General features: G+C 52.0%; 26 protein-coding genes and 1 tRNA gene. 22 read left to right on the forward strand and 5 right to left on the reverse strand.

The features are described from left to right. Positions 1–45: 45 nt before the first annotated feature. Positions 46–363: an Arc family DNA-binding protein gene (locus HMPREF1487_RS16685; RefSeq protein ID WP_010797860.1), complete on the reverse strand. Its 318-nt coding sequence runs from the start codon at positions 361–363 to the stop codon at positions 46–48. A gap of 282 nt (positions 364–645) precedes the next feature. Here HMPREF1487_RS16685 and HMPREF1487_RS16690 point away from each other — a divergent pair. The 9 genes from HMPREF1487_RS16690 (at position 646) to HMPREF1487_RS16730 (ending at position 9,400) form a co-directional block, all read left to right on the forward strand. Beyond that, positions 646–722: transfer RNA gene (locus HMPREF1487_RS16690), tRNA-Arg, on the forward strand. Positions 723–1,244: 522 nt separating this feature from the next. Then, positions 1,245–2,270: a glycosyltransferase gene (locus tag HMPREF1487_RS16695; protein ID WP_010797861.1), complete on the forward strand. Its 1,026-nt coding sequence runs from the start codon at positions 1,245–1,247 to the stop codon at positions 2,268–2,270. A gap of 14 nt (positions 2,271–2,284) precedes the next feature. After that, on the forward strand, positions 2,285–3,391 hold the full coding sequence (locus tag HMPREF1487_RS16700; RefSeq protein ID WP_010797862.1) for an FAD-dependent oxidoreductase: 1,107 nt from the start codon (positions 2,285–2,287) through the stop codon (positions 3,389–3,391). Then, positions 3,372–5,021, forward strand: a complete 1,650-nt coding sequence (locus HMPREF1487_RS16705) for a hypothetical protein (protein WP_010797863.1) — start codon at positions 3,372–3,374, stop codon at positions 5,019–5,021. Before HMPREF1487_RS16700 ends, HMPREF1487_RS16705 begins: the two co-directional genes overlap by 20 nt. A 5-nt stretch (positions 5,022–5,026) precedes the next feature. Further along, on the forward strand, positions 5,027–5,824 hold the full coding sequence (locus tag HMPREF1487_RS16710; RefSeq protein ID WP_010797864.1) for an NAD-dependent epimerase/dehydratase family protein: 798 nt from the start codon (positions 5,027–5,029) through the stop codon (positions 5,822–5,824). Further along, entirely contained in the window at positions 5,824–6,663 is an 840-nt protein-coding gene (locus HMPREF1487_RS16715) for a sugar phosphate isomerase/epimerase family protein (protein ID WP_010797865.1), read from the forward strand. Before HMPREF1487_RS16710 ends, HMPREF1487_RS16715 begins: the two co-directional genes overlap by 1 nt. Then, a complete protein-coding gene (locus HMPREF1487_RS16720; protein ID WP_010797866.1) occupies positions 6,660–7,019 on the forward strand; it encodes an EamA family transporter in 360 nt (119 codons plus the stop codon). Before HMPREF1487_RS16715 ends, HMPREF1487_RS16720 begins: the two co-directional genes overlap by 4 nt. A gap of 13 nt (positions 7,020–7,032) precedes the next feature. Continuing rightward, positions 7,033–7,839 carry a glycosyltransferase family 2 protein gene (locus HMPREF1487_RS16725; protein ID WP_010797867.1) on the forward strand — a complete coding sequence of 269 codons (807 nt, stop codon included), beginning with the start codon at positions 7,033–7,035 and terminating at the stop codon, positions 7,837–7,839. 187 nt (positions 7,840–8,026) lie between these two features. Continuing rightward, positions 8,027–9,400, forward strand: coding sequence for an MFS transporter (locus tag HMPREF1487_RS16730; protein WP_010797868.1), 1,374 nt, complete (start codon positions 8,027–8,029; stop codon positions 9,398–9,400). On the opposite strand, the gene HMPREF1487_RS16735 is transcribed toward HMPREF1487_RS16730, so the two are convergent. The 4 genes from HMPREF1487_RS16735 to flgA form a co-directional block, all read right to left on the reverse strand. Beyond that, positions 9,397–10,131 carry a flagellar brake protein gene (locus HMPREF1487_RS16735; RefSeq protein ID WP_010797869.1) on the reverse strand — a complete coding sequence of 245 codons (735 nt, stop codon included), beginning with the start codon at positions 10,129–10,131 and terminating at the stop codon, positions 9,397–9,399. The two genes, HMPREF1487_RS16730 and HMPREF1487_RS16735, sit on opposite strands and share 4 nt — an antisense overlap. Positions 10,132–10,205: 74 nt before the next feature. Further along, positions 10,206–10,673: a flagella synthesis protein FlgN gene (locus tag HMPREF1487_RS16740; RefSeq protein WP_010797870.1), complete on the reverse strand. Its 468-nt coding sequence runs from the start codon at positions 10,671–10,673 to the stop codon at positions 10,206–10,208. 41 nt (positions 10,674–10,714) lie between these two features. Continuing rightward, positions 10,715–11,041, reverse strand: a complete 327-nt coding sequence (gene flgM, locus HMPREF1487_RS16745) for a flagellar biosynthesis anti-sigma factor FlgM (protein ID WP_010797871.1) — start codon at positions 11,039–11,041, stop codon at positions 10,715–10,717. A gap of 146 nt (positions 11,042–11,187) precedes the next feature. Beyond that, on the reverse strand, positions 11,188–11,913 hold the full coding sequence (gene flgA / locus HMPREF1487_RS16750) for a flagellar basal body P-ring formation chaperone FlgA (protein ID WP_010797872.1): 726 nt from the start codon (positions 11,911–11,913) through the stop codon (positions 11,188–11,190). Positions 11,914–12,011: 98 nt separating this feature from the next. Here flgA and HMPREF1487_RS16755 point away from each other — a divergent pair, with 98 nt between their 5' ends. The 13 genes from HMPREF1487_RS16755 (at position 12,012) to HMPREF1487_RS16815 (ending at position 25,420) form a co-directional block, all read left to right on the forward strand. Beyond that, positions 12,012–12,944, forward strand: a complete 933-nt coding sequence (locus tag HMPREF1487_RS16755) for a chemotaxis protein CheV (protein WP_010797873.1) — start codon at positions 12,012–12,014, stop codon at positions 12,942–12,944. A 43-nt stretch (positions 12,945–12,987) separates the two neighbouring features. Continuing rightward, a complete protein-coding gene (gene cheR / locus HMPREF1487_RS16760; protein WP_010797874.1) occupies positions 12,988–13,815 on the forward strand; it encodes a protein-glutamate O-methyltransferase CheR in 828 nt (275 codons plus the stop codon). A gap of 226 nt (positions 13,816–14,041) precedes the next feature. Further along, positions 14,042–14,455, forward strand: a complete 414-nt coding sequence (gene flgB, locus HMPREF1487_RS16765; protein ID WP_010797875.1) for a flagellar basal body rod protein FlgB — start codon at positions 14,042–14,044, stop codon at positions 14,453–14,455. Positions 14,456–14,457: 2 nt separating this feature from the next. After that, positions 14,458–14,901: a flagellar basal body rod protein FlgC gene (gene flgC, locus HMPREF1487_RS16770; RefSeq protein WP_010797876.1), complete on the forward strand. Its 444-nt coding sequence runs from the start codon at positions 14,458–14,460 to the stop codon at positions 14,899–14,901. Between the two features lie 13 nt (positions 14,902–14,914). After that, positions 14,915–15,625: a flagellar hook assembly protein FlgD gene (locus tag HMPREF1487_RS16775; protein ID WP_010797877.1), complete on the forward strand. Its 711-nt coding sequence runs from the start codon at positions 14,915–14,917 to the stop codon at positions 15,623–15,625. A 27-nt stretch (positions 15,626–15,652) separates the two neighbouring features. After that, positions 15,653–16,960, forward strand: coding sequence for a flagellar hook protein FlgE (flgE, locus tag HMPREF1487_RS16780; protein ID WP_010797878.1), 1,308 nt, complete (start codon positions 15,653–15,655; stop codon positions 16,958–16,960). A 184-nt stretch (positions 16,961–17,144) separates the two neighbouring features. After that, entirely contained in the window at positions 17,145–17,882 is a 738-nt protein-coding gene (gene flgF / locus HMPREF1487_RS16785) for a flagellar basal-body rod protein FlgF (protein WP_010797879.1), read from the forward strand. A gap of 52 nt (positions 17,883–17,934) precedes the next feature. Then, complete coding sequence (gene flgG, locus HMPREF1487_RS16790) at positions 17,935–18,720, forward strand: flagellar basal-body rod protein FlgG (RefSeq protein WP_010797880.1); 786 nt, start codon at positions 17,935–17,937, stop codon at positions 18,718–18,720. Positions 18,721–18,749: 29 nt separating this feature from the next. Further along, entirely contained in the window at positions 18,750–19,445 is a 696-nt protein-coding gene (gene flgH, locus HMPREF1487_RS16795) for a flagellar basal body L-ring protein FlgH (RefSeq protein ID WP_010797881.1), read from the forward strand. A gap of 11 nt (positions 19,446–19,456) precedes the next feature. Next, positions 19,457–20,557 (forward strand): flagellar basal body P-ring protein FlgI, encoded by a 1,101-nt coding sequence (locus HMPREF1487_RS16800; protein WP_010797882.1) that lies wholly within the window; start codon positions 19,457–19,459, stop codon positions 20,555–20,557. 13 nt (positions 20,558–20,570) lie between these two features. Continuing rightward, the gene (flgJ, locus tag HMPREF1487_RS16805; protein WP_010797883.1) at positions 20,571–21,794 is read left to right on the forward strand and encodes a flagellar assembly peptidoglycan hydrolase FlgJ; all 1,224 of its coding nucleotides are present in this window, start codon (positions 20,571–20,573) and stop codon (positions 21,792–21,794) included. A 9-nt stretch (positions 21,795–21,803) separates the two neighbouring features. Then, positions 21,804–23,855, forward strand: coding sequence for a flagellar hook-associated protein FlgK (flgK, locus tag HMPREF1487_RS16810; protein ID WP_010797884.1), 2,052 nt, complete (start codon positions 21,804–21,806; stop codon positions 23,853–23,855). Positions 23,856–23,866: 11 nt separating this feature from the next. Beyond that, complete coding sequence (locus HMPREF1487_RS16815) at positions 23,867–25,420, forward strand: flagellar hook-associated protein 3 (protein ID WP_010797885.1); 1,554 nt, start codon at positions 23,867–23,869, stop codon at positions 25,418–25,420. Positions 25,421–25,693 lie beyond the last annotated feature (273 nt).

The following is a 25,693-nucleotide window of genomic DNA, read 5'->3' on the forward strand; positions in this document are numbered from 1 at the left end:
CAAGCGAAAGGATCAGGGTGTATCCCTGATCCTTTAACAAATACTTTATTCCTGTGATGACTCGACGTCATTGGCAATCAGAGAGAGGAGGGCGTTTTGCTGGCGTCCAGAAAGTTGCCTGAAGCGCTGTAGCAGTTCCCGTTCATGAGCGCTTAGCTCTGGACTATCCATACGCATGCTCGGGTCTGTATCGATAGCGCCTTCTTGAATGAGACTCTGCTCCAGTCGAGCAATGATTTCAGAATTCATGCTGCGATGATGGTTGCGTGCAACTTCGGCGATACGTTCGCGCATTCCTTCGGGAAGACGGACGACGAATTTGTCAGCTGTGCGACTGGAGTACGATCTAATTGCCTGAGTCATGAGTACATTCATCTAAGTGGTCAAGGACGATGCCAACAAGGCTTTCATGAAGCTTGGGACAGCATTTGTTATTTGCTCTCAACGCCATTACTTGCGTGAGCTTATTGGCGTCAATTTAGTGACAATTTTCAAAAAAAGCAAAGTGGCTTCTCTCTAAATCAATGCTAATGAGAAGCTTAGCAATGATTTCTGGGAATAGCGGTCTTTAACGCTAGGTTTTACATAACGCATGACAAAGTGCGCTCTTGTCGTTAACATTCTGCTCTCGCACGACGTCATTTGGTCCCAGTAGCTCAATTGGATAGAGCATCCCCCTCCTAAGGGGAAGGTTGTGAGTTCGAACCTCGCCTGGGACACCATAAAACTTGCAATACCTCACGCACTTCTACTCTTCACATCCTTGACTAACGCATAAACTGGACTTTATGGTCTTTTATATTATTGTGCGTTAACGGTTGTCCTTTCATTTTTATGCAACTATTAATATGACTTCTAATATGACTTCTACCGTAAAGTGATATTAATAGTTAGCCGTCCTATAACCGATATATAAATATGTGATGGGGTTGGCAGACTGAAGGGGAACCTTTGGTGGGCATGAGAATCTATCGCTGGCGCTAGTATTAAGGGGTAACAAGATTCCTTAATTATAGTTATGTTATTCCGGTGCTCATTGGGCTGAGCGTGTTGGCCTCGATAACGATTCGAACAAGCAGAGCCCAGCAATGAACTTGTTTTACAGGCACGGCCAATTGAGTTGGCTGTGATGGTTTGTTCGTTATGTCGCGCCCATTCTTAATGAAGCCGCAATATTAAAGTTTATCTAGACAGCTTTGCTGAATATGGATCAACCCACTTGGGCTCTCTGAGAGGAAGCGTGAATGTCTTATTATCCCGTTCTGTTATCAATCGTTTTTGTTGTCCGTAATCAGTCTAGGGAGCTTGCAGAGTCATTGACTAATGCGGCGAGTATTATCGCCTCACTAGTGAGTGACTATGAGTTGATCATTGTTGACAACGCCTCTACCGATGACAGTGTAGCCATGTTAAAAGGGTTAACCAGCGAGAAGGGTTTGCCGAATCTTCAGGTGTATGCTCTGACCAAAGAGGTCGATACGGACACGGCTTGCTGGGTGGGTTTGGAAAATGCACTTGGCGATTATGTAGCGGTCATTGATCCACTGACGGACGATGTCGGGTTCTTGCCTGCAATGCTGGAAAAGGCAGCGGAAGGAAGTGATGTCGTATTTGCGGCCAATTCTCAAAAGCCTAAGCGTACCTTAGCCTACAAGGCCTGCTTCTCCAGCTTTAACTCTTTGTACAAGCGTCTAGGCGGCATCGACCTTGCAAACGATGCCCCTCAGTATCGCCTGTTGAGCAAGCGCGTAGTTAATTTTATTCTGCAACACCCTGTTCCTGCTTTGACCTATCGTCATTTGCCGGCAACAGCGGGCTTTGCTCAGACAAAATTGACCTATAGCTCTACGCCCAAAGCGCCTCAGAACAAGCGTCTGGGAGACAGTATCGAGCGGGGAATCCGTCTTCTGATCTCTACAACGCGTGCCCCTATGCGACTGGTCAACATGCTTTGCATGTTTGGTGCTGCAGCCAACCTTATCTACTCGGCATATGTCATCGCGGTTGGGCTTCTCAAGTCGGATGTTGCGCCAGGTTGGGTAACGCTATCCCTGCAACAGTCAGGCATGTTCTTTCTTCTGTCCCTCGTGCTGCTGGTATTGGGCGAATACATCCTGCAAGTGGCTACCCGTACCAATGAAGGGCCGGCATACCATGTTGCTCAGGAGTTTACGAGCGCCATCATGACGCGACGCGAGAAACTCAACATCGAGGTCGTCAGTGACCCACAGCCGTCTACCGTGACTGCTGCTGCCTCTAATATGGCTTAAGGCATACATACATCATGCAGGATGCTATTGTCATTGGTGGCGGTTTCTACGGATCCATGATTGCCTTGTATTTGATGAAAGTACGAGGTTTCAAGGCTGTGACGTTGATTGAGCGAGAGGCGACTCTGCTCAATCGTGCGTCTTATAACAATCAGGCCCGTGTGCATAACGGCTATCATTATCCGCGTAGTTTCACGACTGCCTTCAGAAGTCGCGTCAACTTACCCCGCTTTATAAAAGATTATCCTGACGCTGTAGTCACAAACTTTACAAAGCTCTACGCCATAGCCCGTAATAACTCGAAAGTTACTGCCAAGCAGTTCGAGCGGTTTTGTCATGAAATTGGTGCAAAGCTTGAACCTGTACCTGCGTCAATGGAAAAGCTCTTTGAGCCACGGCTTATTGAGGCTGTTTATCTAACGGAAGAGTATGCGTTCAATTCTAGAGAATTGGCAGGAGAGGCGAGGCGCGAACTCGATGAAGTTGGAGTCGAGGTATTACTTAATACCAGGGTGAAATCTATTCATCGGCAGGGCAGTGACACGCTTTCGGTCACTTATGAGCAGGATGGAAAATCGGTAGAGCGCTCCACTCGGTTCATTTTTAACTGCACCTATAGTGGTCTGAATCAGTTTTCCGGCGACTTTCCGGGTACTCAGACCAAGTTGAAGCATGAGCTGACAGAAATGGCCTTGGTTGAGATGCCGGATGCGCTTAAAGGTCTAGGCGTTACGGTGATGGATGGGCCTTTCTTCTCCATGATGCCTTTCCCTGCGAGAGGGCTGCATACGCTATCCCATGTGCGATACACGCCGCATATGCAGTGGAACGACTCACCGGATCTCGACCCCTATCATCGCCTTGAGCACTATCACCGCGACACACGCGTTGATCGCATGATCCGAGATGTGGCGCGATACATGGCCCCTGTCGCCAATGTTCAGTACAGGGACTCGCTTTTTGAAGTTAAGACCATCCTCGTTAAGAACGAAGGGGATGACGGTCGTCCCATCCTTTTTGAGCAACACGCTCAACTGCCCAATTGTTACTCGGTTCTAGGCGGAAAAATCGATAACATTTTTGATGTTCTGGAGAAGCTAGATGCCGAACCCATCCACTGATGCAACAAGTTTTGCGGATGTTACCCCGGCTCGGACGGCCCGCTGGCTGGGAATTATTGCTCTACTCGCGTTTGCTTTCGTCAGTCATTTCACGCTAGGTCCAGGCAATATTGTCGATCCTTTCCATCAAGGAGAGTTTTTTGCCACTTTGCCTAACATGTTGCATGGCCAGGCAGGTGAGCATGCCTTCACCATTCATGGTGCGCTCGACTTTCTGCCTGCTTGGATCGCCACTCACTTCAGCGGGCCGGATAATAACTTTCTCTATACCCAGGTTGCCTACGCACTGTGCAACCTAGGTGCGGCTTGGCTGTTTTACTTGATAGCGTCTTTATTCATTGAGCGTGGCGCTAGATATGAGTTGCTGACACTTGTTGCAGTGGCGGTGGTAGCCAGTCAACTGGTTGGTTACCGTGACCTGTGTTTACTGCTTTCGATCTATTTATTCCTGCTGTGTTTGCGAGCCAATCGCTCCTCCGATTTTTTTGTTAAAGCGACTCTCTTGGGTATTGCTGCAGCATTCAACATGTTTTGGTCTTATGACCGGGGCATTACCGGGTTTGGGGCGATAGGGTTGGGCGTGCTTCTGGCCAGCTTTTACGATCGCCGTTTTATCTATGCTATGGCCATCTTTGTTGGGACGTTTCTTGTGCTGTCCCTGATGACTGAGGTGTTTTCCCTTAGCGATTATCTACGGAACTTCGACTTTCTACTCAGTACATCCTCGCAATGGACGTATCACAGTCCACGCTTCATCATTCAGAGCGCGCTACTGACCGTACCGACAGTGCTGGCTTATTATGCACTGTTCAAAGCGCTGCCTAAGCCGTTCCATTTCGGCTCTGCGTTTGCCATTGCTGGAATGCTGGCTGTCCTGATGTTGGTTTTGTACAAAATCGCAACCAACCGTGCAGATTTCATCCATGTTCCGATGGGTATGTGGGCGCCTTTGCTCAGTTTCCTCTTCGCTTATGACCAGCTGCGTAAGACGGGCCGAAAGCAGGAATTTGTGCTGCTGAAAAAGCCCGTAGCCGTGGCGGTGGTTGGGTCCATGCTGCTTCTAGGGCTGATTGGTAAGAACCCGATGCCCTTTTTTGCAGTTCTGCTGGGTTTGGTACTCATTAACAGCAACCGCAAGCCCTTGGGGTATGTAGCCCTGGTAGGTCTCTCGGGGTTGCTGGCTGCCTTTACACTTTACAAATCGCCAGTCCCCAATGTTCTTGTAAACGGCTACAAGTGGCTACCCAATATGGCGTCGCCCCCTGAGAACTCTCTGCTGGTCTCTGACGGTGCGCGTTGGGCGGCCAGCCAGATCAAGGGGTCAGGATCGCAGTGTGTGTTTGATCTTTCCAATAACGGAATTATCAATGGCGTGACAGGTTTGCCCGCGTGTACGAAATACATTTATCCGGTGTATGCCACGCGCGTGTATGAGCAAGACATGATTTCGGATCTGAAAAAGTCAGACCCCTCTGTCGTGGTCTACTCCACAACGTTCTGGTCGTTCAATATCAACGACATATCAATGCACGACAAATTTCCTGAACTCAAAAAGTATCTGGATGAAAGGTATCCATACGAAAAGTGTGAGTCGGAATATTGTCTTCGTTTTAAAAATACTCAGGGGTGATAGGAATGAGTTTGCCAGACGCGCTTATAGGATATAGCGGCTTTGTCGGTTCGACATTGCTCAAGCAAAAAGACTTTGAGGGCCAGTTTCGCTCGACCAACATCTCTGAGGTAGGCGAAAAGGCTTATCACACGCTTGTATGCGCCGGTGCCCCTGCTCAGAAATGGATTGCGAATAAGGACCCCGAGGCTGACCGAGAGAAGATCGACGGTTTGATCGAACACTTGAAACAGGTTAAATGCGAGACATTTGTTCTTATCAGCACTGTTGATGTATTCGGCTCGCCCGTTGGAGTCAATGAAGAAACGCCTGTTGTTGAAGAGGGCCTGCATGCGTATGGCTTGAATCGCAGACGCCTTGAGAAATTCGTAGAAAGTCATTTCCCCAATTACCTGATTGTTCGTTTGCCAGGTTTAGTCGGACCAGGACTTCGCAAGAACGTTATTTTTGACTTCCTGAACGATAATAATCTTTCGGTCATCGATAGCCGTGGGGTATTCCAGTTCTATCCCATGGTCAATCTCTGGTACGACATCCAGACTGCCCTGAAGGCTAATCTCAAACTGGTGCATTTTACTTCGGAGCCTGTCAGCGTCGCTGATATCGCTCGCTATGGCTTTGGCTTCGAGTTCACTAATGAATTAAGCAACACTCCAGCTTCGTATGATTTCCAATCCCTCCATGCTGAGGAGTTTGGCGGTGGTGCCGGCTATCAGTACAGCAAGCGTGAGACGCTTCAGGCAGTAAGGGCATATGCACAGTCCGAGCCGTTGAAAGCGAAGACTGCTTCGGAGGCTCATTGATGCGAGTCGCCATTTCCAACATCGCTTGGGATGTTTCCAATGACGAAGAAGTAGCGCAGCTGCTTTCCCGTTACGATGTAGATGCAGTCGATATAGCGCCCGGTAAATACTTTCCGCAGCCCAAGGATGCGACTGATGCAGAGATCCGGGCGGTCAAGCAGTGGTGGCAGTCCCGTGGTGTTTCGCTAACAGGTATGCAGTCCCTGTTATTCGGAACTACTGGATTAAATGTTTTTGGCTCCGCTGAGTCACAGCAGGCAATGCTGGATCACTTGGATGCCGTCTGCCGTATTGCGGCAGGCTTGGGCTCTGCGCGTTTGGTGTTTGGCTCTCCCAAGAACCGTGATCGCTCTGCAATAGCGGATGAGCAGGTAGATAGCGTAGCTATCCCTTTCTTCCGCCGCTTGGGTGATATTGCTGCTCGTCATGGTGTGCTGATATGCCTGGAGCCGAATCCCACCTGTTATGGGGCTAACTTCATGGTCACTAGTGTAGAGACTGCTCGTGTAGTTGAGGCAGTTGATCATGACTCTATCCGGATGCAACTCGATACCGGCGCCTTGGCGATCAATGACGAAAATCCTGAAGAGATCATTGCCCGCTTTGCACCTTTCATTGGGCATGTACATGCCAGTGAACCCAATCTGATTACGTTGGGTGATGGCGGTTCGAAGCATGCGCAGGTTGCCCAAGCATTGGCAAAACACCTTCCCGATCATGTCGTGACTATTGAGATGCTCCCTGCCAAGGAAGAGTCGAACATGGCATCTATCGAAAGAGCACTGGGCGTTGCTACACGGCTCTATCGAGATGGTGTGCAAGCAGGGGTAATGGCATGAAGTGGATGATCCTCATACTGGGCATCCTGTCCAATGCATCTGCCAGTGTCCTTGTAAAGATGGCCATGATGCCACCAAGAAAGTTTCCAAGTCTTTCCGATCCTATGGGAGCGTTAAGCAACTGGCCATTCTGGCTTGGGCTTTTTCTTTATGGATTGGCGTTTCTGCTGTATGCCGCTGCGCTTGCACGTTTGCCGCTGAATGTGGCGCATCCCGTTTTGACCGCTGGTGCCATAGCAACCGTGGCGATCATGTCGGCAGCGATATTCAAAGAACCTTTCCCATGGACGACCATTACCGGGATCATCATGGTAATCGCCGGTGTTGCGCTGATTACGGCCCGTGTAAGCTCATAATGTAGACATGACTATGACAGCAGATATTTCCGAACACATACGCACTTCCTGGCAAGTGCCTGCGTATGAAAAAACGATGTGGTTGGGCAAGCAGCACGCCACATGCATCATCATTCCTGTGATCAATGAAGGAAGCCGTATTGTCAGTTTGCTGACTCGGATGAAGGATCTGAACGTTGATCAAGCGTCGGATGTAATCATTATCGATGGCGGCAGCACAGACGGCTCACTGGAGCTGGAGCGCCTCAAGTCCAAGGGTGTTAGAGGCCTGTTGCTCAAAAAGGGACCTGGTAAGCTAAGTGCTCAGTTGCGTTGTGCCTACGCCTTTGCATTAGAGCAGGGCTACGAGGGCATCGTGACGATTGACGGTAACGACAAGGATGATCCTGAGGCTATCCCGCGGTTCATTAAGGCGTTGGAGGAGGGGGCAGACTTCGTGCAGGCGTCGCGCTTCCTGCAAGGCGGTGTTGCTGAAAACACGCCAAAGTCCCGTGATTTCGCTATTCGCTTCATTCATGCGCCTATGCTGAGCATGGCATCAGGCTTTCACTGGACCGATACGACCCAGGGGTTCCGGGCCTATAGCCGCAAAATGCTGTTGGATCCACGCGTCGCTCCATTCCGTGATGTGTTCATGACCTATGAGCTGTTGGCTTACCTATCCTATCGAGTGCCCAAGCTGGGTTATCGTTGTGTAGAGCTGCCTACCATCCGCCGCTACCCTAAAGGTGAAGTGCCTACCAAGATCAGTAGCGTGAGAGGAAATCTCTCTGTTCTTCAAGTTCTCTTCAAGGCGTGTACGGGACAGTACAACCCTTGAGGGACTATAAACACGGAGGCTTAGGCCGCCGTGTTTATTTCGGCTAAAAATCCCTCCTGACTCGACCGAACTCTTGGGCTTGCTGCCCATCGAAGGGGTACATCAACGTCAAGGCAACAGGCCTTCGTATCAAACGCATAAGAATCTGTCTTCGAAGCGCATTGTGCTGCCTTCGTAAGGAGCTGTAATGGGACGTACGTTATCTGCCTTCCGAGCGCTTTATGCTGCTACGTTGCTCATGCTGATCGGCTCAGGTCTGCTTAGCACCTATATGGCACTAAGGCTTGCGTCCGAGGAAGTTCCAGGGGCCTGGATCGGTGCATTGACAGGTGCTCAATACCTGGGTCTGGTGTTGGGAGGCAAGGTAGGGCATCGTCTTATTGCGCGTGTAGGGCATATAAGGGCTTACGTTGCTTGTGCGGGAATCGTAACTGCTGCAGTTCTGGGAACCGGAATATTGCCCTTTCTGCCCGTGTGGCTGCTGCTGCGTATGCTGGTAGGGATGGGCATGATGTGCCAGTACATGGTGTTAGAAAGCTGGTTGAATGAGCAAGCTGAGCCCAACCAGAGAGGCAAGGTATTCTCGGGGTATATGACGGCTTCCTACTTTGGTCTGGTTCTAGGGCAAGGTGTACTGATTGCCTGGCCTGAGCTCGGTAGCGAAAAGCTTATGCTGGTTGCGCTCTGTTTTGCGCTCTGTCTGGTGCCTGTTGCGATCACTGCGAAGATCCACCCGGCCCCGATGAGTCCGGCTCCTCTTGATCCTGGATTTTTCTTCAAACGAATCCCTCAATCGTTAACAACAACTGTAGTGAGTGGCCTCGCTATCGGTTCGTTTTATGGTCTTGCGCCTGTTTACGCCGCGGCCCAAGGGCTGCCAACCGAGCGAGTCGGCTTATTCATGGGGGTTTGTATTTTCGCAGGGCTGCTGGCTCAATGGCCTATTGGTTGGCTTTCCGACCGCCATGATCGTAGTTGGCTGATCAATAAGGTTGCGCTTGTTCTGGTGGTGGCTGCACTACCGCTGGCGTTATTGCCCAAGGTCCCCTTATTACTGCTGCTTGCTCTTGGCTTTGCAGTCAGCATGTTGCTTTTTGTGCTTTATCCTCTAGCCGTTGCGCTTTCCAATGACCATGTGGAAGGGGAGCGACGGGTATCCCTTACCGCCATGCTCCTGGCCACCTTTGGCGTGGGAGCCTGTATCGGTCCGCTATTGGTAGGTGCTTTGATGAATTGGTTCGGCGCCAACATGTTGTACGCGTCTATTGGTGTGTGCGGGTTGATTCTGGTGTGGCGTATCAGGCCGCAGGATGTAAAAGGCTTGCACCGTGTCGACGAGGCCCCACTGCAACACGTGCCTATGCCGGATAGCCTGGCCAGCTCACCTTTGGTTGCGGCACTGGACCCGCGAGTAGATGAGCAGGTAGTCCATGATCAGATGCAGAATGCAGAGGCGGTGGCAACTCCAGCGGAGGCTGCAGATGAAGAGACTTCCTCATCTGCAGTGGAGGCTATGGCTGAAGAGAGCAATCCTATACCTGAGGATGAGCCCAAGCGTTAGTCTATCCGCCGTGTTTCGCGTTGAAGTTGATAGACGAAGCGTTCGACCTGACGTTGAGTTAGGCCCGACATGCGATAGAAGCGCAGGCCTACCTCGGTACAATCTAGCCTTTCGTTATAAGAAACGTGGCGGACTTCTACTGTTGAGCTAAGGGAGCTGCCAGGAAGGGCTACGGAGAATTTTTCCAGTAGCTCACCAGGAGACACCATGGACGTTGCATTCTTGGCGATACGGATCTTGCAGCCGGTCGCCGAAATGTCCAAGAGCGAACCTTTTAGGAATTTTTTACTGGGAAGGTCTGAGAGCTCGGCTGTTGGCTGGCGATTAAGCTGAAGGCGGACCCGAAAGGCATTTCGGCGCTGGTGATAGCTTACTTCCTTCGGGAGTGGAAACCAGTAGCAGCGGCTGTCGTTCAGCTCGCTCAAATTGCCTGGAACGTCATACTCCCAAGTGATTTGCACGCCTTCATGGGAGCTGTCGATGCGAAAACGCTCTCCCTGAAGCAGTAGTCGTTCCCCCTCGGTAGGGATGAGTTCATCCAGCGCGATCAAGCCTTGTTCGGTATTGATGTCGATCAGAAAGCTCTGGAACTGTCTGTTACGTTCCAGAAAGGTTATGCGGAGTGGACTACGGGTTTCCACCAACGGTTTTAGGTATGCAGCTATCTCAATAGGTGTCTTGAGCAGCTTGGGTGGCTGAGGACCCTGCACATCATTAAATGCGTTGGACACGCCCTGTCTCCATTTCTTGACAAATAAATAAAGAATGGCCGGGATCGTTTAATCCCAGCCATTGTTTCAACAATTCATACCTGACTTAACGGGCGTTGGTAACTCGAGCGGGGCAGATGGCCGCGTCTGTTGTACAGACTGGGCACAGGAGGACCCTGCAAAATTTCGAGCATGCTGGCCACAGTATACTGGTTGGCCTTGATGATCTGGCCATTCCGGTTGTTGGCTTCCTTGCACTGCTCAATAACGGTCGTGAGCTGGTCTGCCGCCTCGATCAACTGATCGTCCTGCTCGAAGCGTTCGGCATAGGCTAACAGGCCTTCACGGCTCAAGGGTAACCCCAGGCGCTGCAATTGTGCAGAGCGCAAGTGATTATGCTGATCCAGTTGAACCAGGAGTGGCTGCTTTTCATCCAGCAGCAGGCCAAGCAAATCGAACTTGCGATTTACCAGGGCTTCGTGTTCTAACTCGATCAGTTCCAGTAACCTTGTAGCGATGTTCAAATCGCTAAGGGTTAGCTCAAGCAAGCTGGCGTTGTGCATACGATCTACACTCGTGCGTCATATTTCCAACGCTGCGTCGCTTAGCGCTGGGATTCAAAATCAAGCAGTTTGGAAGCTACGCGCTGGCTATCGACTTTATAGCTGCCATCAGCAATGGCCTGCTTCAGGCGATTAACACGCTCGCTATCAACCACCGGCTCTTGGCGAATCTTTTCGACAGCCTTCTGAAGCGTTTGGGCTTCATCGCTCAGCTTTACATTTTCGCCTGCTGGCTGGGTTGGGGATACGGCAGCTGCTTTGGCAACTTCACTGGTTTTGTTAGTTGCATTGGTCGCTGCAGGTCCAGTAGTCCGGCTAGTGCTGGCGGTGCTGGAAGTGCTGTTCGTTCTGTTGAAATCAATAACCATGATGGAGAACCTCGGACAGTTTCGGTCGCATGCCCAGCTTTTCGGCTTAGCCCAAAAAAACTTTAGGCTAAATTTTGTGCTCCGTTTGGCAAAAAGCTAATGGGCCAGTATAAACCATCTGTTAGAGGCCATGGTGGCTGTTTGGTTTACATGGCGACCTCAACCATTCCCGGGCCAGTCACACGCGCTTTAATGACGCGCTTGGAGTTCAGATTCTTGACGCGAATCTGTTCTCCCTGGGCTCCATCAACCAACGCCTCTCCCTGCATTCTTACAGTAAAGCCTCCCGATCCCGCACTAATGACAACCTGATCGCCCTTGCGCACCACTTCGGCTGCCTGGAGAAAGGAGGGAGCCAGTATCTGATCTGCCACTACCTGCCGCTTGAGTTTCTGGCCTATTATTAAATCGATATCGGTGAGATAACCTTGAGGCAATTTTCCGACGTCTCGCTCCAGTAGAGCTACATTTTGCGGATCTATAATCGTATCGCGCAGCAACGGTCGGGTAGTGACTACGACATTTCGATACAGGCGAACCTCCGCAGGAATGTAGACGGTCCAAGGGGTGCTTCCTTCGCATCGAACACGTACCGAAACACGGCCTAGCGGTGCTTCAAGGCCCTGCTGTGCAACGGTTAACGGTCGGTCGCAAGCCGCCAGACGTAAACGTGGGTCCAAGTCTTTCACCTGAACCTCGTGTCGACCCTCGGCATGACTCTCGATCAAATATTCCTGAACGCGCTCCTCAAGAAATCCTTGAGCCGCGCCGATAAGTTCTTCAGGCAGGGTTAGCTCGGCAGCTGCATAGGTCTGGTTTGCAGAGCAGAATCCTACAAGCGTTATCAGTAATGAGATGTGGCGTCTGTTCATGCGTCGAGAAACTGTCTTCGGCGGTTCATGAACCTACCTAAGCAATCCCTGTGCCGTCTTCTGTCATCCGATAGGCCGGCCTTTTCAGGAGTTCACAAATGGCTGGCGTATTAGATGCAGTCAACCAGCGTACTCAGTTGGTCGGGCAGAATCGGCTGGAACTGCTGTTGTTCCGTTTGGACGGCCCGCAGCTTTATGGAATCAACGTCTTCAAGGTAAGGGAAGTGCTGCAGTGCCCTAAACTTACCGTGATGCCGAAATCCAGTGCTGTCGTACGTGGCGTTGCAAGTATTCGTGGTGGCACCTTTCCGATCATGGACTTGGCGCTGGCAACGGGTCGCCGTGGTCTGGATGATCTGACGAACAGCTTCGTCATCATCACAGAATACAACACCAAGGTTCAGGGCTTCCTGGTGCGCTCCGTCGAGCGAATCATCAATATGAACTGGGATATGATCCAACCGCCACCCAAGGGAACCGGTCGTGATCATTACCTGACGGCTGTTACGCGTGTCGATAATCAGCTGGTTGAAATTATCGACGTGGAAAAAATCCTTTCAGAAGTAGCGCCTTCGGTCGAAACCATTTCGGAAGGTGTTATTGACACGGTTGTTCAGGCAAAAGCCGTTACCAAGCATGTGCTGATCGTCGATGACTCGTCTGTGGCACGTAAGCAGGTGAGCCGCTGTCTGGGAACCGTTGGAGTGGAAGTAACTGCGCTCAATGACGGACGTCAGGCGCTGAATTTCCTGAAGGACATGGTCGATAATGGTGAAAAGCCGGAGCGGGAGTTGCTCATGCTGATCTCTGATATCGAGATGCCTGAAATGGACGGCTATACTTTGACGGCAGAAATCCGTAACGACCCCCGGATGAGCAACCTCCATATCCTTCTTCATACCTCGCTGTCTGGTGTATTCAACCAGGCTATGGTTAAGAAGGTTGGAGCTAATGATTTCCTCGCTAAATTCCGCCCCGATGATCTTGCGTCCCGGGTTATTGAGCGTATCAAGGCAGCCGATGAAGGCTGAGATGATCAACGCTCTTCTTTTCTGATTCAGGAGCAGAACGGAAGTGTCAGCAGTTAATGCAGATTTTATGCAGTTCCGTGTCTTTCTTGAAAAGACGTGTGGAATCCTGCTTGGTGATAATAAACAGTATCTGGTTTCCAGCCGCCTCAACAAACTGATGGAGGCGGAAGGAATCAAGTCGTTGGGAGAGCTGGTGCAGCGTATCCAGACCCAGCCACGCAGCGGACTCAAGGAGAAGGTCGTCGATGCGATGACGACCAATGAAACCCTATGGTTTCGTGATACCTACCCGTTTGAGGTTCTGAAGAATCGCCTGTTACCGGAGTTGACCAAAGCCAACCCTGGACAGCGACTGCGTATCTGGTCGGCAGCCTGCTCGTCGGGCCAGGAGCCTTACTCGCTATCGATGACCATAGACGAGTTTGAGCGTAGCAGCCCAGGCCAACTACGCAGCGGTGTCCAGATCGTGGCAACAGATTTGTCCGGTGTAATTTTGACAGCGGCTAAATCGGGTGAGTATGACTCACTGGCAATCGGGCGTGGCCTTTCCCAGGAAAGACTGCAACGTAATTTTGACGTGGTTCCGCCGAATCGGTGGTCAGTAAAGCCCGCTATTAAAAGCCGCGTTGAATTCAGAGCGCTCAATCTGTTGGACAGTTATGCCAGCCTGGGCAAGTTCGACATGGTCTTTTGCCGCAACGTGCTGATTTATTTCTCGGCTGATGTGAAGAAAGATATCCTGACGCGTATTCACGGCACGCTCAAACCGGGAGGCTACCTGTTCCTGGGGGCGTCGGAAGCCTTGAACGGGCTGCCGGAACTCTATCAGATGGTCCAGTGTAATCCTGGCATCATTTACAAAGCGAAATAAGCCAAAGGCCCGACATGTCGGGCCTTTTCTTTTCCTGTCTTGCCATCCTTCCTGTCAAAGTTTTGCCGTCATCCTTGCCGCTTGCCCCTTCAAATACGGAAAAACCTTGCCGCTTTTGGCGCCGTAGCGCGCCTTATTTTTTTAAGCCATTGATATTTAAGGGTTTTAATAGTTGGCATGTGCATTGCTAAAGGGAGATAGCCCTTCTGGCAATAGGTTCATGACCATGAGTATCAGTTTCGATAAAGCATTGGGTATCCATCAGCAGGCGTTGAATTTCCGTTCTCAACGCGCCGAAGTGTTGGGCAACAACATTGCTAACGCCGACACGCCTGGATACAAGGCGCGCGATCTGGATTTCTCGGCCGTTCTGGCAGAGCAAGCCAGCAAGTCGTCGCATAGCAAATTCAACCTTGATACGACCAACACTCGTCATATCGAGGCTGAAGGTTTCGGTGATCTGTCAGCGGATGCTGCGATGCGCTATCGCATACCCACTCAGCCTTCGCTGGATCAGAACACTGTAGATGAGCAAGTAGAGCAAGCCAATTACGCAGAAAACTCTGTGCAGTTCCAGGCCAGCTTCACGTTGCTTAACAACAAATTCAAAGGGCTCATGTCTGCCCTTCGTGGAGAGTAACCATGTCCCTGAGTAATGTATTCAACATTGCTGGTACAGGTATGAGCGCACAGACCACGCGCCTGAATACCATCGCCAGTAACATTGCTAACGCCGAGACCGTTTCGTCCAGCGTGGATGAGACCTACCGTGCCCGTCACCCTGTGTTCGCAACCATGTTGAACCAGGCGCAGAACGGTGGCAGCGCTTCTCTGTTCGATGAGCAGGGCGAAGCTGGAACGGGTGTGCAGGTACTGGGCATCGTTGAAGACCAAAGCAATCTTGAGGCCCGTTACGAGCCCAATCATCCGGCTGCTGATAAAGACGGTTATGTGTACTACCCGAACGTCAATGTCGTGGAAGAGATGGCGGACATGATTTCGGCAAGCCGTGCATTTCAGACCAACGCTGACATCATGAACACTGCCAAGCAGATGATGCAGAAAGTCTTGACGTTAGGTCAGTAAGCGGAGATCACGCATGTCCACTATCAATACGAATACCAATAACGCAGGCGTTGCAGCATCGGCATTGACAAGTCTTACGAGCACTTCGTCAAAGGATGCTACTGCGTCTACCGATAAGAAAGGCAGTCTGGGAAAGGATGACTTTCTGCAGCTGCTGGTCACTCAGCTCAACAACCAGAACCCGCTAAGCCCTCAGGACAATAGTGAGTTCGTTGCTCAGTTGGCGCAGTTCAGTAGTGTTGAAAGCCTGCAGAACCTGAACTCTGCGGTTAACGGCATCGCAGGTACCTATCAGTCTTCGCAAGCGCTGCAGGCGTCGTCACTGGTGGGACGCTCCGTGATCGCCCAAACGGGGTCGTCCATGGTGGACACCTCGAAAAGTTTCAATGGCTCGCTGGTCATGCCGGCGGCCGGTAAGGATGTCACTGTCGGCGTGTACGACAGTGCAGGTTCGCTGGTCAAGACCATCGACCTGGGCGTAGCCAAGGCAGGCACTACCGATTTCATCTGGGATGGTACAGATGCGAAAGGTAATAAAGTTGATGCGGGAATTTATAGCTTCAAGGCATCTGCCGATATCGATGAAACGCGGCAAGCCCTGACTACTTATCTGCCGGCCACCGTCAATAGCGTAACGCTGGGACAGGATGGCGGTGAAATGCAACTTAACCTGGCTGGGCTGGGCAGCGTGACGCTGTCGCAAGTTCAGATGATTGGTCAGTAAGCCGGCAGTCCGGCAGAGGAAAGAATTATGTCATTCAATGTTGGTCTGAGCGGTCTGAAAGCAGCAAGCACTCACCTGAACGTTACCGGTAATAACATTGCCAACGTAGGCAGCACCGGCTTCAAGGCATCCCGTGCCGAATTTGCCGATATCTATGCAACGTCGATGTTTGGTGTAGGCAATAACACCACAGGCAGCGGCGTCTTGACTGCCAATATTTCCCAGCAGTTCACGCAGGGCACAATCAGCAAGACCGGCAATAGCCTGGACATGGCCATTAACGGTAATGGCTTTTACATCATGAGCAACAACGGTACGGAGACCTACACCCGTAACGGTACGTTCAGCACGGATAAAGAAGGCTATATCGTTGACAACTCGGGCAACCGTCTCCAGGGCTATCGCGCAGATGTCGATGGCAATATTGTGCCCGGCGCGGTGACTGACCTTGTGGTCGATACGACCAATCAGCTGCCTAAGGCCACGACTGCCGTAGCACAGACACTGACCTTGAACTCAAGCTCTACGGTACCGACGTCCACTACATTCGATCCTAATCTAGCTTCTAGCTACAACTGGTCTACCTCAGTCAGTGTGTTCGATACTCAAGGCAACGAGCACAACATGATGCAGTACTTCGTCAAGAACGATACAAACCAGTGGACCATGTATGTAACGGTTGACGGTCGTAACCCTGCAGATCCGACTTCAACCACACCGTATTCAGCGAACGTGAATTTTGACGCTGCCGGTCGCATGAGCTCAATTGCGTCGAATGACTTTCAGGTTGACGCAAACAATGTGCTGACCATGAATAATTGGGTGCCTGCTGCTGTTAAAGACAGCAAGGCTGATCCGGTCGTTTGGGGTGCCAATGGCGCGGCTGCCAACGGTGCGGGTGTAACCCTGGATATCACCAAAGTCACCCAGACTAACAGCAGCTCTGCGGTTACCAAGGTAACCCAGGATGGCTATACCACGGGTCAACTGTCGGGCCTCTCCGTAGATGCCAGCGGCACGTTGTTCGCCAACTACACTAACGGTCAGTCAAAGAACATTGGTCAGACTGTTCTGGCTACTTTCGCCAACATGCAGGGCCTGCGTCCGGTAGGTAACACTAACTGGATCCAGACTGTTGCGTCCGGCGAGCCCGTTCGTGGTACTCCGGGTTCAGGTGTGATTGGTACGATCGAGTCCGGCGCACTGGAGGATTCCAACGTGGATCTGACGGCGCAGCTGGTAGACCTGATCGTTGCTCAGCGCAACTATCAGGCTAACGCCAAGACCATCGAAACTGAGAACGCCATTTCCCAGACGATTATTCAGATTCGTTAATTAGGGGAAGGATAGGTTTGCCGCTAGCGGCAACAATATTCCGGCGCTCTGACAAAAAGGCCTCATCTGAGGCCTTTTTCTTTTTAAATCAACTACTTAACTAATTTGAATAATATGGCACAGGCCTTGCTATAGATCCTGCATCGAAGCAATTCGCTGCAAAAAACCGTCGCTAGAGGATTCTATGGACAAGTTGCTTTACGTCGCTATGAGCGGTGCCAGCCAGAATGAAATGGCACAGCGTGCCCACGCCAACAACTTGGCGAACGTTTCCACTTCAGGATTCCGTAAGGATCTTGAGCAAGCACGCTCGATGCAGGTATTTGGTGATACTCATCCTTCACGCGTCTATGCCATGAGCGAACGTCCGGCAACGGACTTTACGCCTGGCTCGCTTCAAGAGACCGGACGGAACCTGGATATCGCTATCGAGGGTAACGGCATGATTGCTGTCCAGGCGCCGGATGGTAGCGAAGCGTATGTGCGTACCGCCAGTCTTCAGATTGATGCATTGGGTCAGCTGCGTACTAGCGGCGGCTTTCCGGTCATTGGCAATGGCGGACCTATTGCGGTGCCTCCGCAAGCCAAGGTGGAAATCGGTCAGGACGGCACAATCAGTATTCAGGCGCTAGGTGAGAGTCCTCGCGTACTGGCCGAGGTTGACCGCATCAAGCTGGTTAACCCTGATACCAAGCAAATGGAAAAAGGTCTTGATGGCCTGATCCACACTAAGAACAACCAGCCTGCAGCGCCGGATGCCAATGTCCGTGTGGCTTCGGGATTCGTAGAAAGCAGCAACGTGAATGCTGCTGAAGAAATGACCTCTGTTCTTGCCCTGGCCCGTCAGTTCGAGTTGCACATCAAGATGATGCGTTCGGCTGAAGACAACTCGGCTGCGATGGCAAAGGTTTTGCAATCCTAATTATCAGTTTGCATGAAACGCCGTAAAGCCGGCGCTTGAGGAGAACGCAATTATGATGTCTGCATTGTGGGTCAGTAAAACAGGTCTGTCCGCTCAGGACATGAACCTAACCACTATTTCCAACAACCTGGCCAACGTCTCCACGACGGGCTTCAAGCGCGACCGTGCCGAGTTCCAGGATTTGCTGTATCAGGTACGTCGCCAGCCAGGCGCCCAGTCCACTCAGGACAGCCAGCTGCCGTCAGGTCTGCAACTGGGTACTGGTGTACGTATCGTAGGTACCCAGAAAAACTTTACCGAAGGTAGCCTGCAAACCACGGATCAGCCGTTGGACATGGCCATCAACGGTCGTGGTTTCTTCCAGGTTTCCATGCCGGACGGCACGATTGCCTATACCCGTGACGGTACCTTCCACCTGAACTCTGATGGTCAGGTCGTTACCGCCAATGGTTTCGCGCTGGAGCCAGCGATTGTTGTTCCTGCCGAGACCAGAACCTTTACTGTGGGCGAAGACGGTACGGTGTCGGTAACCACTGCTAACAATGCGGCGCCGCAGGTGATCGGCAATCTTCAGACGGCTGACTTTATCAACCCGGGCGGCCTGCAGGCTGTAGGCAACAACCTATTCATGGAAACCGCTGCCAGTGGTGCTCCGCAGAACGGTACCCCTGGCTTGAATGGTCTTGGCACCGTCATGCAGCAGACATTGGAAAACTCCAACGTAAGCACCGTGGAAGAGTTAGTGAACATGATCACTACTCAGCGCGCTTACGAGATGAACTCCAAGGTCATCTCCACCGCTGACCAGATGCTTGGCTTCGTTACTCAGAACCTGTAATCGCTTTTATTCGCGAGGTCGTTGTTTGTATGAACCGCCTTCTTGCTCTTGTTCCCGCGCTTGGCGCTGTATTGCTGGTTGGCTGCGTAGCACCTGCTGCTCAGCCAAACGATCCGTATTACGCGCCGGTGCTGCCGCGCACGCCGATGCCGGCTGCACAGAACAATGGCTCCATTTACCAGCCTGGGTTCGACCAGAACCTGTATACCGACCGCAAGGCGTTCCGCGTGGGTGACATCATTACCATCACGCTGGAAGAAAGGACTCAGGCGAGCAAGAACGCGAGTTCGGATATTTCCAAGGACAGTTCGGCCAATCTTGGGGTCAGCTCCCTGTTTGGCACCAAGGCACAGATTGGCAACCCGCTTTCGGGTGGCAACCTGAACCTGGGCGCCCAGTTTGACGGCGCTCGAGAGAACAAGGGTGATGCCAAGGCTGCACAAGGCAACAGTCTGACGGGTTCTTTGACCGTGACGGTGGCAGATGTGATGCCCAACGGAGTATTGGCCGTCAGGGGTGAAAAATGGCTGACGCTCAACACAGGTAATGAGCTGATGCGCATTTCTGGACTGATTCGTGCAGACGATATCAGCACCAATAACACCGTGTCTTCCACTCGGGTAGCAGATGCACGGATTACCTATTCCGGTACCGGGGCATTTGCCGATGCCAGTCAGCCGGGTTGGTTGAGCCGCTTCTTTACTAGTCCGCTATTTCCGTTCTGAGGCGTGAAATCATGTTGAAACATCTATGCGTTGCTTTCGCACTGGTACTGTCGGCAACGGCAGTCCAGGCAGAACGCCTCAAGGACATCGCCACGATTCAGGGCGTGCGGACCAACCAGTTGATTGGTTATGGCCTGGTTGTAGGCTTGAATGGTACAGGTGACCAGACGACTCAGACACCGTTTACCGTCCAGACCTTCAATAACATGATGGCGCAGTTCGGTATCAAGGTCCCCAACGGCGGAAACGTCCAGCTCAAGAACGTGGCCGCTGTATCCATTCATGCGGACCTGCCAGCGTTTGCCAAGCCAGGCCAGACGATCGACGTTACCATTTCGTCGATCGGTAATGCCAAGAGCCTGCGTGGTGGTAGCCTGTTGATGGCTCCGCTAAAAGGTATCGACGGTAATGTGTATGCCGTCGCGCAAGGCAACCTGGTTGTAGGTGGTTTTGACGCAGAAGGTAAGGACGGCTCGCGTATCACTGTCAACGTTCCGTCAGCAGGGCGTATCCCCGGCGGGGCCACCGTTGAGCGTCCGGTTCCGAGCGGCTTCGATCAAGGCAACTCGCTGACGCTGAACCTTAACCGTTCGGACTTTACAACCGCCAAACATATCGTTGACAAGATCAACGACCTGCTGGGGCCCGGTGTGGCAACGGCAGTAGATGGCGGCTCGGTTCGTGTGACGGCACCGCTCGATCCCAACCAGCGCGTGGACTACATCTCTGTGCTGGAAAACCTGGAAGTCAGCCCAGGCGAAGCAGTTGCCAAGGTCATTATCAACTCGCGTACCGGCACTATCGTCGTCGGGCAGAACGTAAAAGTTGCGCCTGCAGCTGTTACGCACGGCAGCCTGACGGTCACCATCAGTGAAGATCCCATTGTCAGTCAGCCCAATCCGCTCTCGGACGGCCAGACAGCAGTGGTGCCCAACTCGACAGTCAAGGCCAAGCAGGAAGCCAAGCCGATGTTCAGGTTTGGTCCTGGCACGACTCTTGATGAGATTGTACGGGCCGTCAACCAAGTTGGCGCAGCACCCAGTGATTTGATGGCGATCCTCGAGGCGCTTAAACAGGCTGGCGCCTTGCAGGCCGATCTGATTGTAATTTAACGGAGCAGTAGTCATGGACTCTCGTTTGGGCGGAACCTACAGCAGTAACGTCGATTCCGGCGCATACACCGACCTGAACCGCCTTGCCCAGATGAAGGGCAAGAACCGGGATAGTGAGGAAAACGTCAAGAAAGTGGCTCAGGAGTTCGAGTCGCTTTTCCTGAACCAGATGATGAAGTCCATGCGCTCGGCTAACGAAGTGCTGGCCGATAAGGACAGCCCATTTCAGAGCGAAACGACCAAGCAATACCAGAGCATGTACGACCAGCAGATGGCCGTATCGCTTTCGCGAGAGGGCGGTGGCCTTGGCTTGGCATCAGTGCTTGAGCGTCAGCTCTCGAAGACGGGGCAGACCAGCCATCGTCCGAATCCGTTTGCGCAGGTGGGGCAGGCGGCTGCACCGAAAAGTGAAGCGTCAGCGGCTGCCCAGCCTTCAACGCTTCGCTCCGATCATAAACTGGCCAGTGTAGATCCTGCGCGTGATGACTCCAAGTTTCTCAATCAACGCCGCCTGGCGTTGCCTGGGAAGCTGGTTGATCGCGTCATGGCCGGTATTGTGCCGGATGTACAAAATCCGACCAGTCAAGTTGCCGGCACGGCTAACACTGCACTGTCAAAAAATGATTGGAAGCCTGCTCAAGCTCTGGCCGTTTCGGCCGATAAAGGTCTGAGTACGGGTGCCTCCCACGAGATTAGTGGACGTCGGTATGCGCAACCGCCCCTGGCCAGTAAGTCATCCTTCAGTAGCCGTGAGGACTTCGTTAACACGATGCTGCCAATGGCGAAGGAAGCGGCTGAGCGGATCGGCGTCGACCCGCGTTTCCTGGTAGCCCAGGCTGCACTTGAAACCGGCTGGGGCAAATCCATCATCCAGCAGCAGGACGGCTCCAGTAGCCACAACCTGTTCGGGATCAAGGCTCATGGCTGGCAGGGTGGTTCAGCGCGTGCACTGACTACCGAATATGTGAACGGGCAGCCCGTTAAAGAGGTAGCCAAGTTCCGTGCATATGACTCGTACGCAGACAGCTTCCATGACTATGTGAGCTTTCTGCAGGACAACGATCGGTATCAGAAGGCGCTTAACAGCGGAGGCGATTCAGAGAAGTTCATGAAAGGACTCCAGCAAGCCGGCTACGCCACTGACCCGAACTATGCACGCAAGGTAACGCAAATTGCTCAAGGCATTGGTACTTACCAGAACATTGCCTCGAATAGCTCAACTACGATTCGTTCATAAGGCCTGATCATGTCGAACCTCATTTCAATCGGACTTTCGGGGCTTTCAGCCAGCCAGAGTGCTTTGAGCACGACGGGTCATAACATTACCAATGCGGATACCGCAGGGTATACCCGTCAGCAGACCGTTCAGAAAACGACGGCAGCGCGTCTTGAAGGTACCTCCTATATTGGTACCGGTACGACCATTGCCGACGTGCGCCGTATTTATAATGACTACCTGGGTACCCAGGTAAGGACGACCACTGCGCTGAATAGCGCCGCGCAGTCGTTTTACAACCAGGTCAAGCAGGTCGACTCACTGCTGTCGGACGGTACTACCGGCGTTAGCAAGGTCATGCAGTCGTTCTTTGCTGCGCTGCAGACAGCATCGGCCAGTCCTACGGATAATGCCTCTCGCCAGCTGCTTCTGACACAGGCTCAGGGCTTGAGCGAGCGCTTCAACTCTGTAACCAATCAGCTGGTAGACCAGAACAACTACGTTAACGAGCAGTTGGCCAGCATGGCCACGCAGGCCAACAAACTGGCAGGTAGCGTAGCTCAGTACAACCAGGCCATAGCCGAGGCCTCGGGCAACGGCGCTTCGCCCAACGATCTGCTGGATGCCCGTGACGAGGCGGTACGTCAGCTTTCCGAGATGATCGGCGTGACGGTGGTCAACCAGGACGGCAACTACAACCTGTATATCGGCTCAGGTCAGCCCCTGGTGGTCGGCAACTCCGTGTCTACGCTTGCAGCAGGCCCCAGCCAAATCGATCCGGCGCGTTATGCCGTTACGTTGACCAAGGCCAATACAACGCAGGATGTCTCGTCCGTAGTGACGGGCGGAGAGATGGGCGGATTGCTCAACTACCGTAACAACGTGCTGGATCCGGCTCGTAATGAGCTGGGCCGCATGGCGATGGTGATTACCGAGCAGGTGAATAGCCAGTTGGGGCAGGGCCTGGATCTTAACGGCAACTTCGGTTCGCCGATGTTTGCTGATCTTAACAGCGCCGCCAACGTTTCTCATCGCAGCCTTGCCCAGATTGGCAACAGCGATAAGACGGCAAGCCTGAACGTAGACATCAAGGACACCAGCAAGCTGACCACTAGTGACTATGAAGTCACGATGCAGGAAGGTAATAGATATTCGGTGCGCCGTCTTTCCGATGGCCAAGCCATGGGCTCTTACAGCCTGGATGCTTCGCCTGCACCGGTGATTGATGGCTTCTCACTGAGCCTGGCGAGCGGGTCTGCGGTAAAGGGTGACAAGTTCACGATCATACCGACTCGTACCGGGGCGGCAGACATCTCCGCGCAGCTCAAGGATGCCTCTCAGCTGGCGTTCGCTGCACCGCTGTCCGCCACGCTTACAACCGGTAATAAAGGGTCTGGCAGTGTGACGCAGCCGACTTTGACGACCAAGCTGGATGTCAATGATGCTACCGCCAATGCTCAGATGCAGGCGGGTATCAAGAACGGCACGCCGGTCAAGATTGTATTTGGTGACGTCGCGAATGGCTCTCAGAGCTACTCAGTATTTAACACCAAGGGTGAATCCATCGGGACCGGTACTATCGTTCCAGGCAACAACAACAAGGTTGCTGTCAATGTTCCTGTACTGGATAACACTGGCAATGCGGTACTGAATACAGACGGAACGGCCAAAACGTTCTCGTTTGAAATGACGGTGAGCGGCTCTCCATCCAAGGATGACAGCCTCACGGTGTCGTTCAACAAGAGCGGTGCCTCTGATAACCGCAACGCTCAGCAACTGCTGAATCTGCAAACCAAGAATGCGGTGGGCGTCAGTGGTGGGAGTGTAGGAACCAGCATTACTGGTGCTTATAGCTCATTGATTGAGCGAGTAGGGGCTATTACAAGTCAGGCCGAGCTCGATACCAAGGCAACGAGCGCTGTGCTGACCCAAGCAAAAGACAGTCGTGATTCGGTATCAGGTGTCAACCTGGACGAAGAGGCGGCCAACCTGGTCAAGTTTCAACAGTATTACAACGCGTCTGCGCAGGTAATCTCGATCGCCCGCAGCACGTTCGATACGCTGATCAACGCAGTTCGATAGAGGCTTTATTCATGCGCATCTCTACTTCACAAATGTTTGCTTCGAATATTGCCGGATATCAGAACGGCTATTCGAGCATTGTTAAAACCCAACAGCAGATCTCCAGCGGCGTTCGTATCCAGACGCCGGCTGACGATCCTGTTGGCGCTGCTCGTCTGCTTCAGTTGGAGCAGCAACAGGCTCAGCTTGGACAATACAAAGGCAATCTGGATACGGCGAAAAATAGTTTGCTGCAAGAGGAAAGCGTTCTTACGTCTGTAAATAATATGTTACAGCGGGCGCGTGAACTTGCACTGTCGGCAGGAAATGGCGCTTACTCAGATAAGGATCGAAGCTCGGTTGCTGCAGAGTTAGATCAAATCCAGCAACAGCTCCTAACGGCGATGAATAGCCGTGACTCGAATGGCCAATATTTGTTTGGCGGTTCAAAGAGCGGAGAGGCACCGTTTACCCAGAATCCAGACGGTACTTACAGCTACGTTGGTGATCAAGGATCTCTTGACCTGCAGGTCTCCAGCTCTATGCGGCTGTCTTCCAACGATAGCGGTTGGAGCGTTTTTGAGAGTGTATCTAATAATGCTCGCACTGAATCTCAGGTGACAGCTTTTCCTGCCAGTGGTCAGAAGGCGTTTCTTGGTCAGGGTGTTGTAACTAACAATCAAACCTTTAGCAGTTCGTATGCTAGCGGCGCTCCCTATGTGGTAGAGCTGACAAGTAGCAAGGAGTACAAGGTTTATAGCAAGGCAGATCCTAGCCAGGCCTTGGCAACAGGTACAATCGACCCAGCAAAGTCTACAAATAATATTTCGTTCCGCGGTGTAGATTTTTCATTGGGTATTAGCGGCCTGTCAAAAGACTCTACTGTTTTAGATTCAGAGTTGACAGGGCATCAATTCGAGCTTTCCAGTGCGCCAGACAAATTTTCAGTTTCTGGTCAGAATGCATCGAATGTCCAGCTAAGTGGTGGGGCTGTTGTTGACTCTCAAGCCTATATCACGCAGTTTCCTGCGACTGGCGTTTCCATTAAATTCAGCAGTGCTACGGACTATGAAATTTATGCCCAACCTATAAGCGAGGGTAGTAAGCCTGTTGCGCAGGGATCATTAAGTGGCTCGTCGTTAACTTATGCAGGAGTTCAACTGCAAGTAGGCGGAACACCTCAGGCTGGAGACCAGCTAAGTGTGTCGCCAAAATCACAGACAACACAAGGTATCTTGGACACATTGTCCAATCTGTCTAAGGCGCTTAAAACCCCTGTAACGGGTAACGAGACGGCACAATTTAAATTGAATGAGTCACTTAACCTGGCAGTTAAAAATATTGATAGTGCCATGAGTAATGTTGACGCTACTCGGTCGTCTATTGGTGCACGGTTAAATACGATCGAGACGCTTTCGATCGAGAATGAAAGCTTGAATATGACCAACTCTTCTACCCAGGCGGATATTCGTGACACTGACATGGCTGAAGCGTCGTCTAAGCTTATACTTCAGCAAACTATGCTAGAGGCGGCTCAGGCATCCTTTGCACGAGTCAGCCAATTGAGCTTGTTTGATAAGCTTTAAATACAACGCAATAAAAAAGGCGAGCCTGGCTCGCCTTTTTTATTGCTGCCAGATTGGCAAAGGCAGCCTAATGTAGGTTTAGAACGGATGTGCTGCGGATAAAAGGTATAGAGAAAAACTAAAGCAGCATCAAAACAGGCCGAAATAGAGAGTAACCAGTTTAGGCCATCTGCTGTAAGCGGGTGGGGTGGCGAAGTTAGCCAACTGCTTGGGAAAGACTGAAGAAAATTCTCCTAAAGCAAAGTGAGCAAACGCCGATAACTTAAACGTAGG

This window comes from Pseudomonas sp. HPB0071 (assembly GCF_000478505.2).
In the GTDB taxonomy this organism is placed as follows: Bacteria; Pseudomonadota; Gammaproteobacteria; order Pseudomonadales; family Pseudomonadaceae; genus Chryseomonas; species Chryseomonas luteola.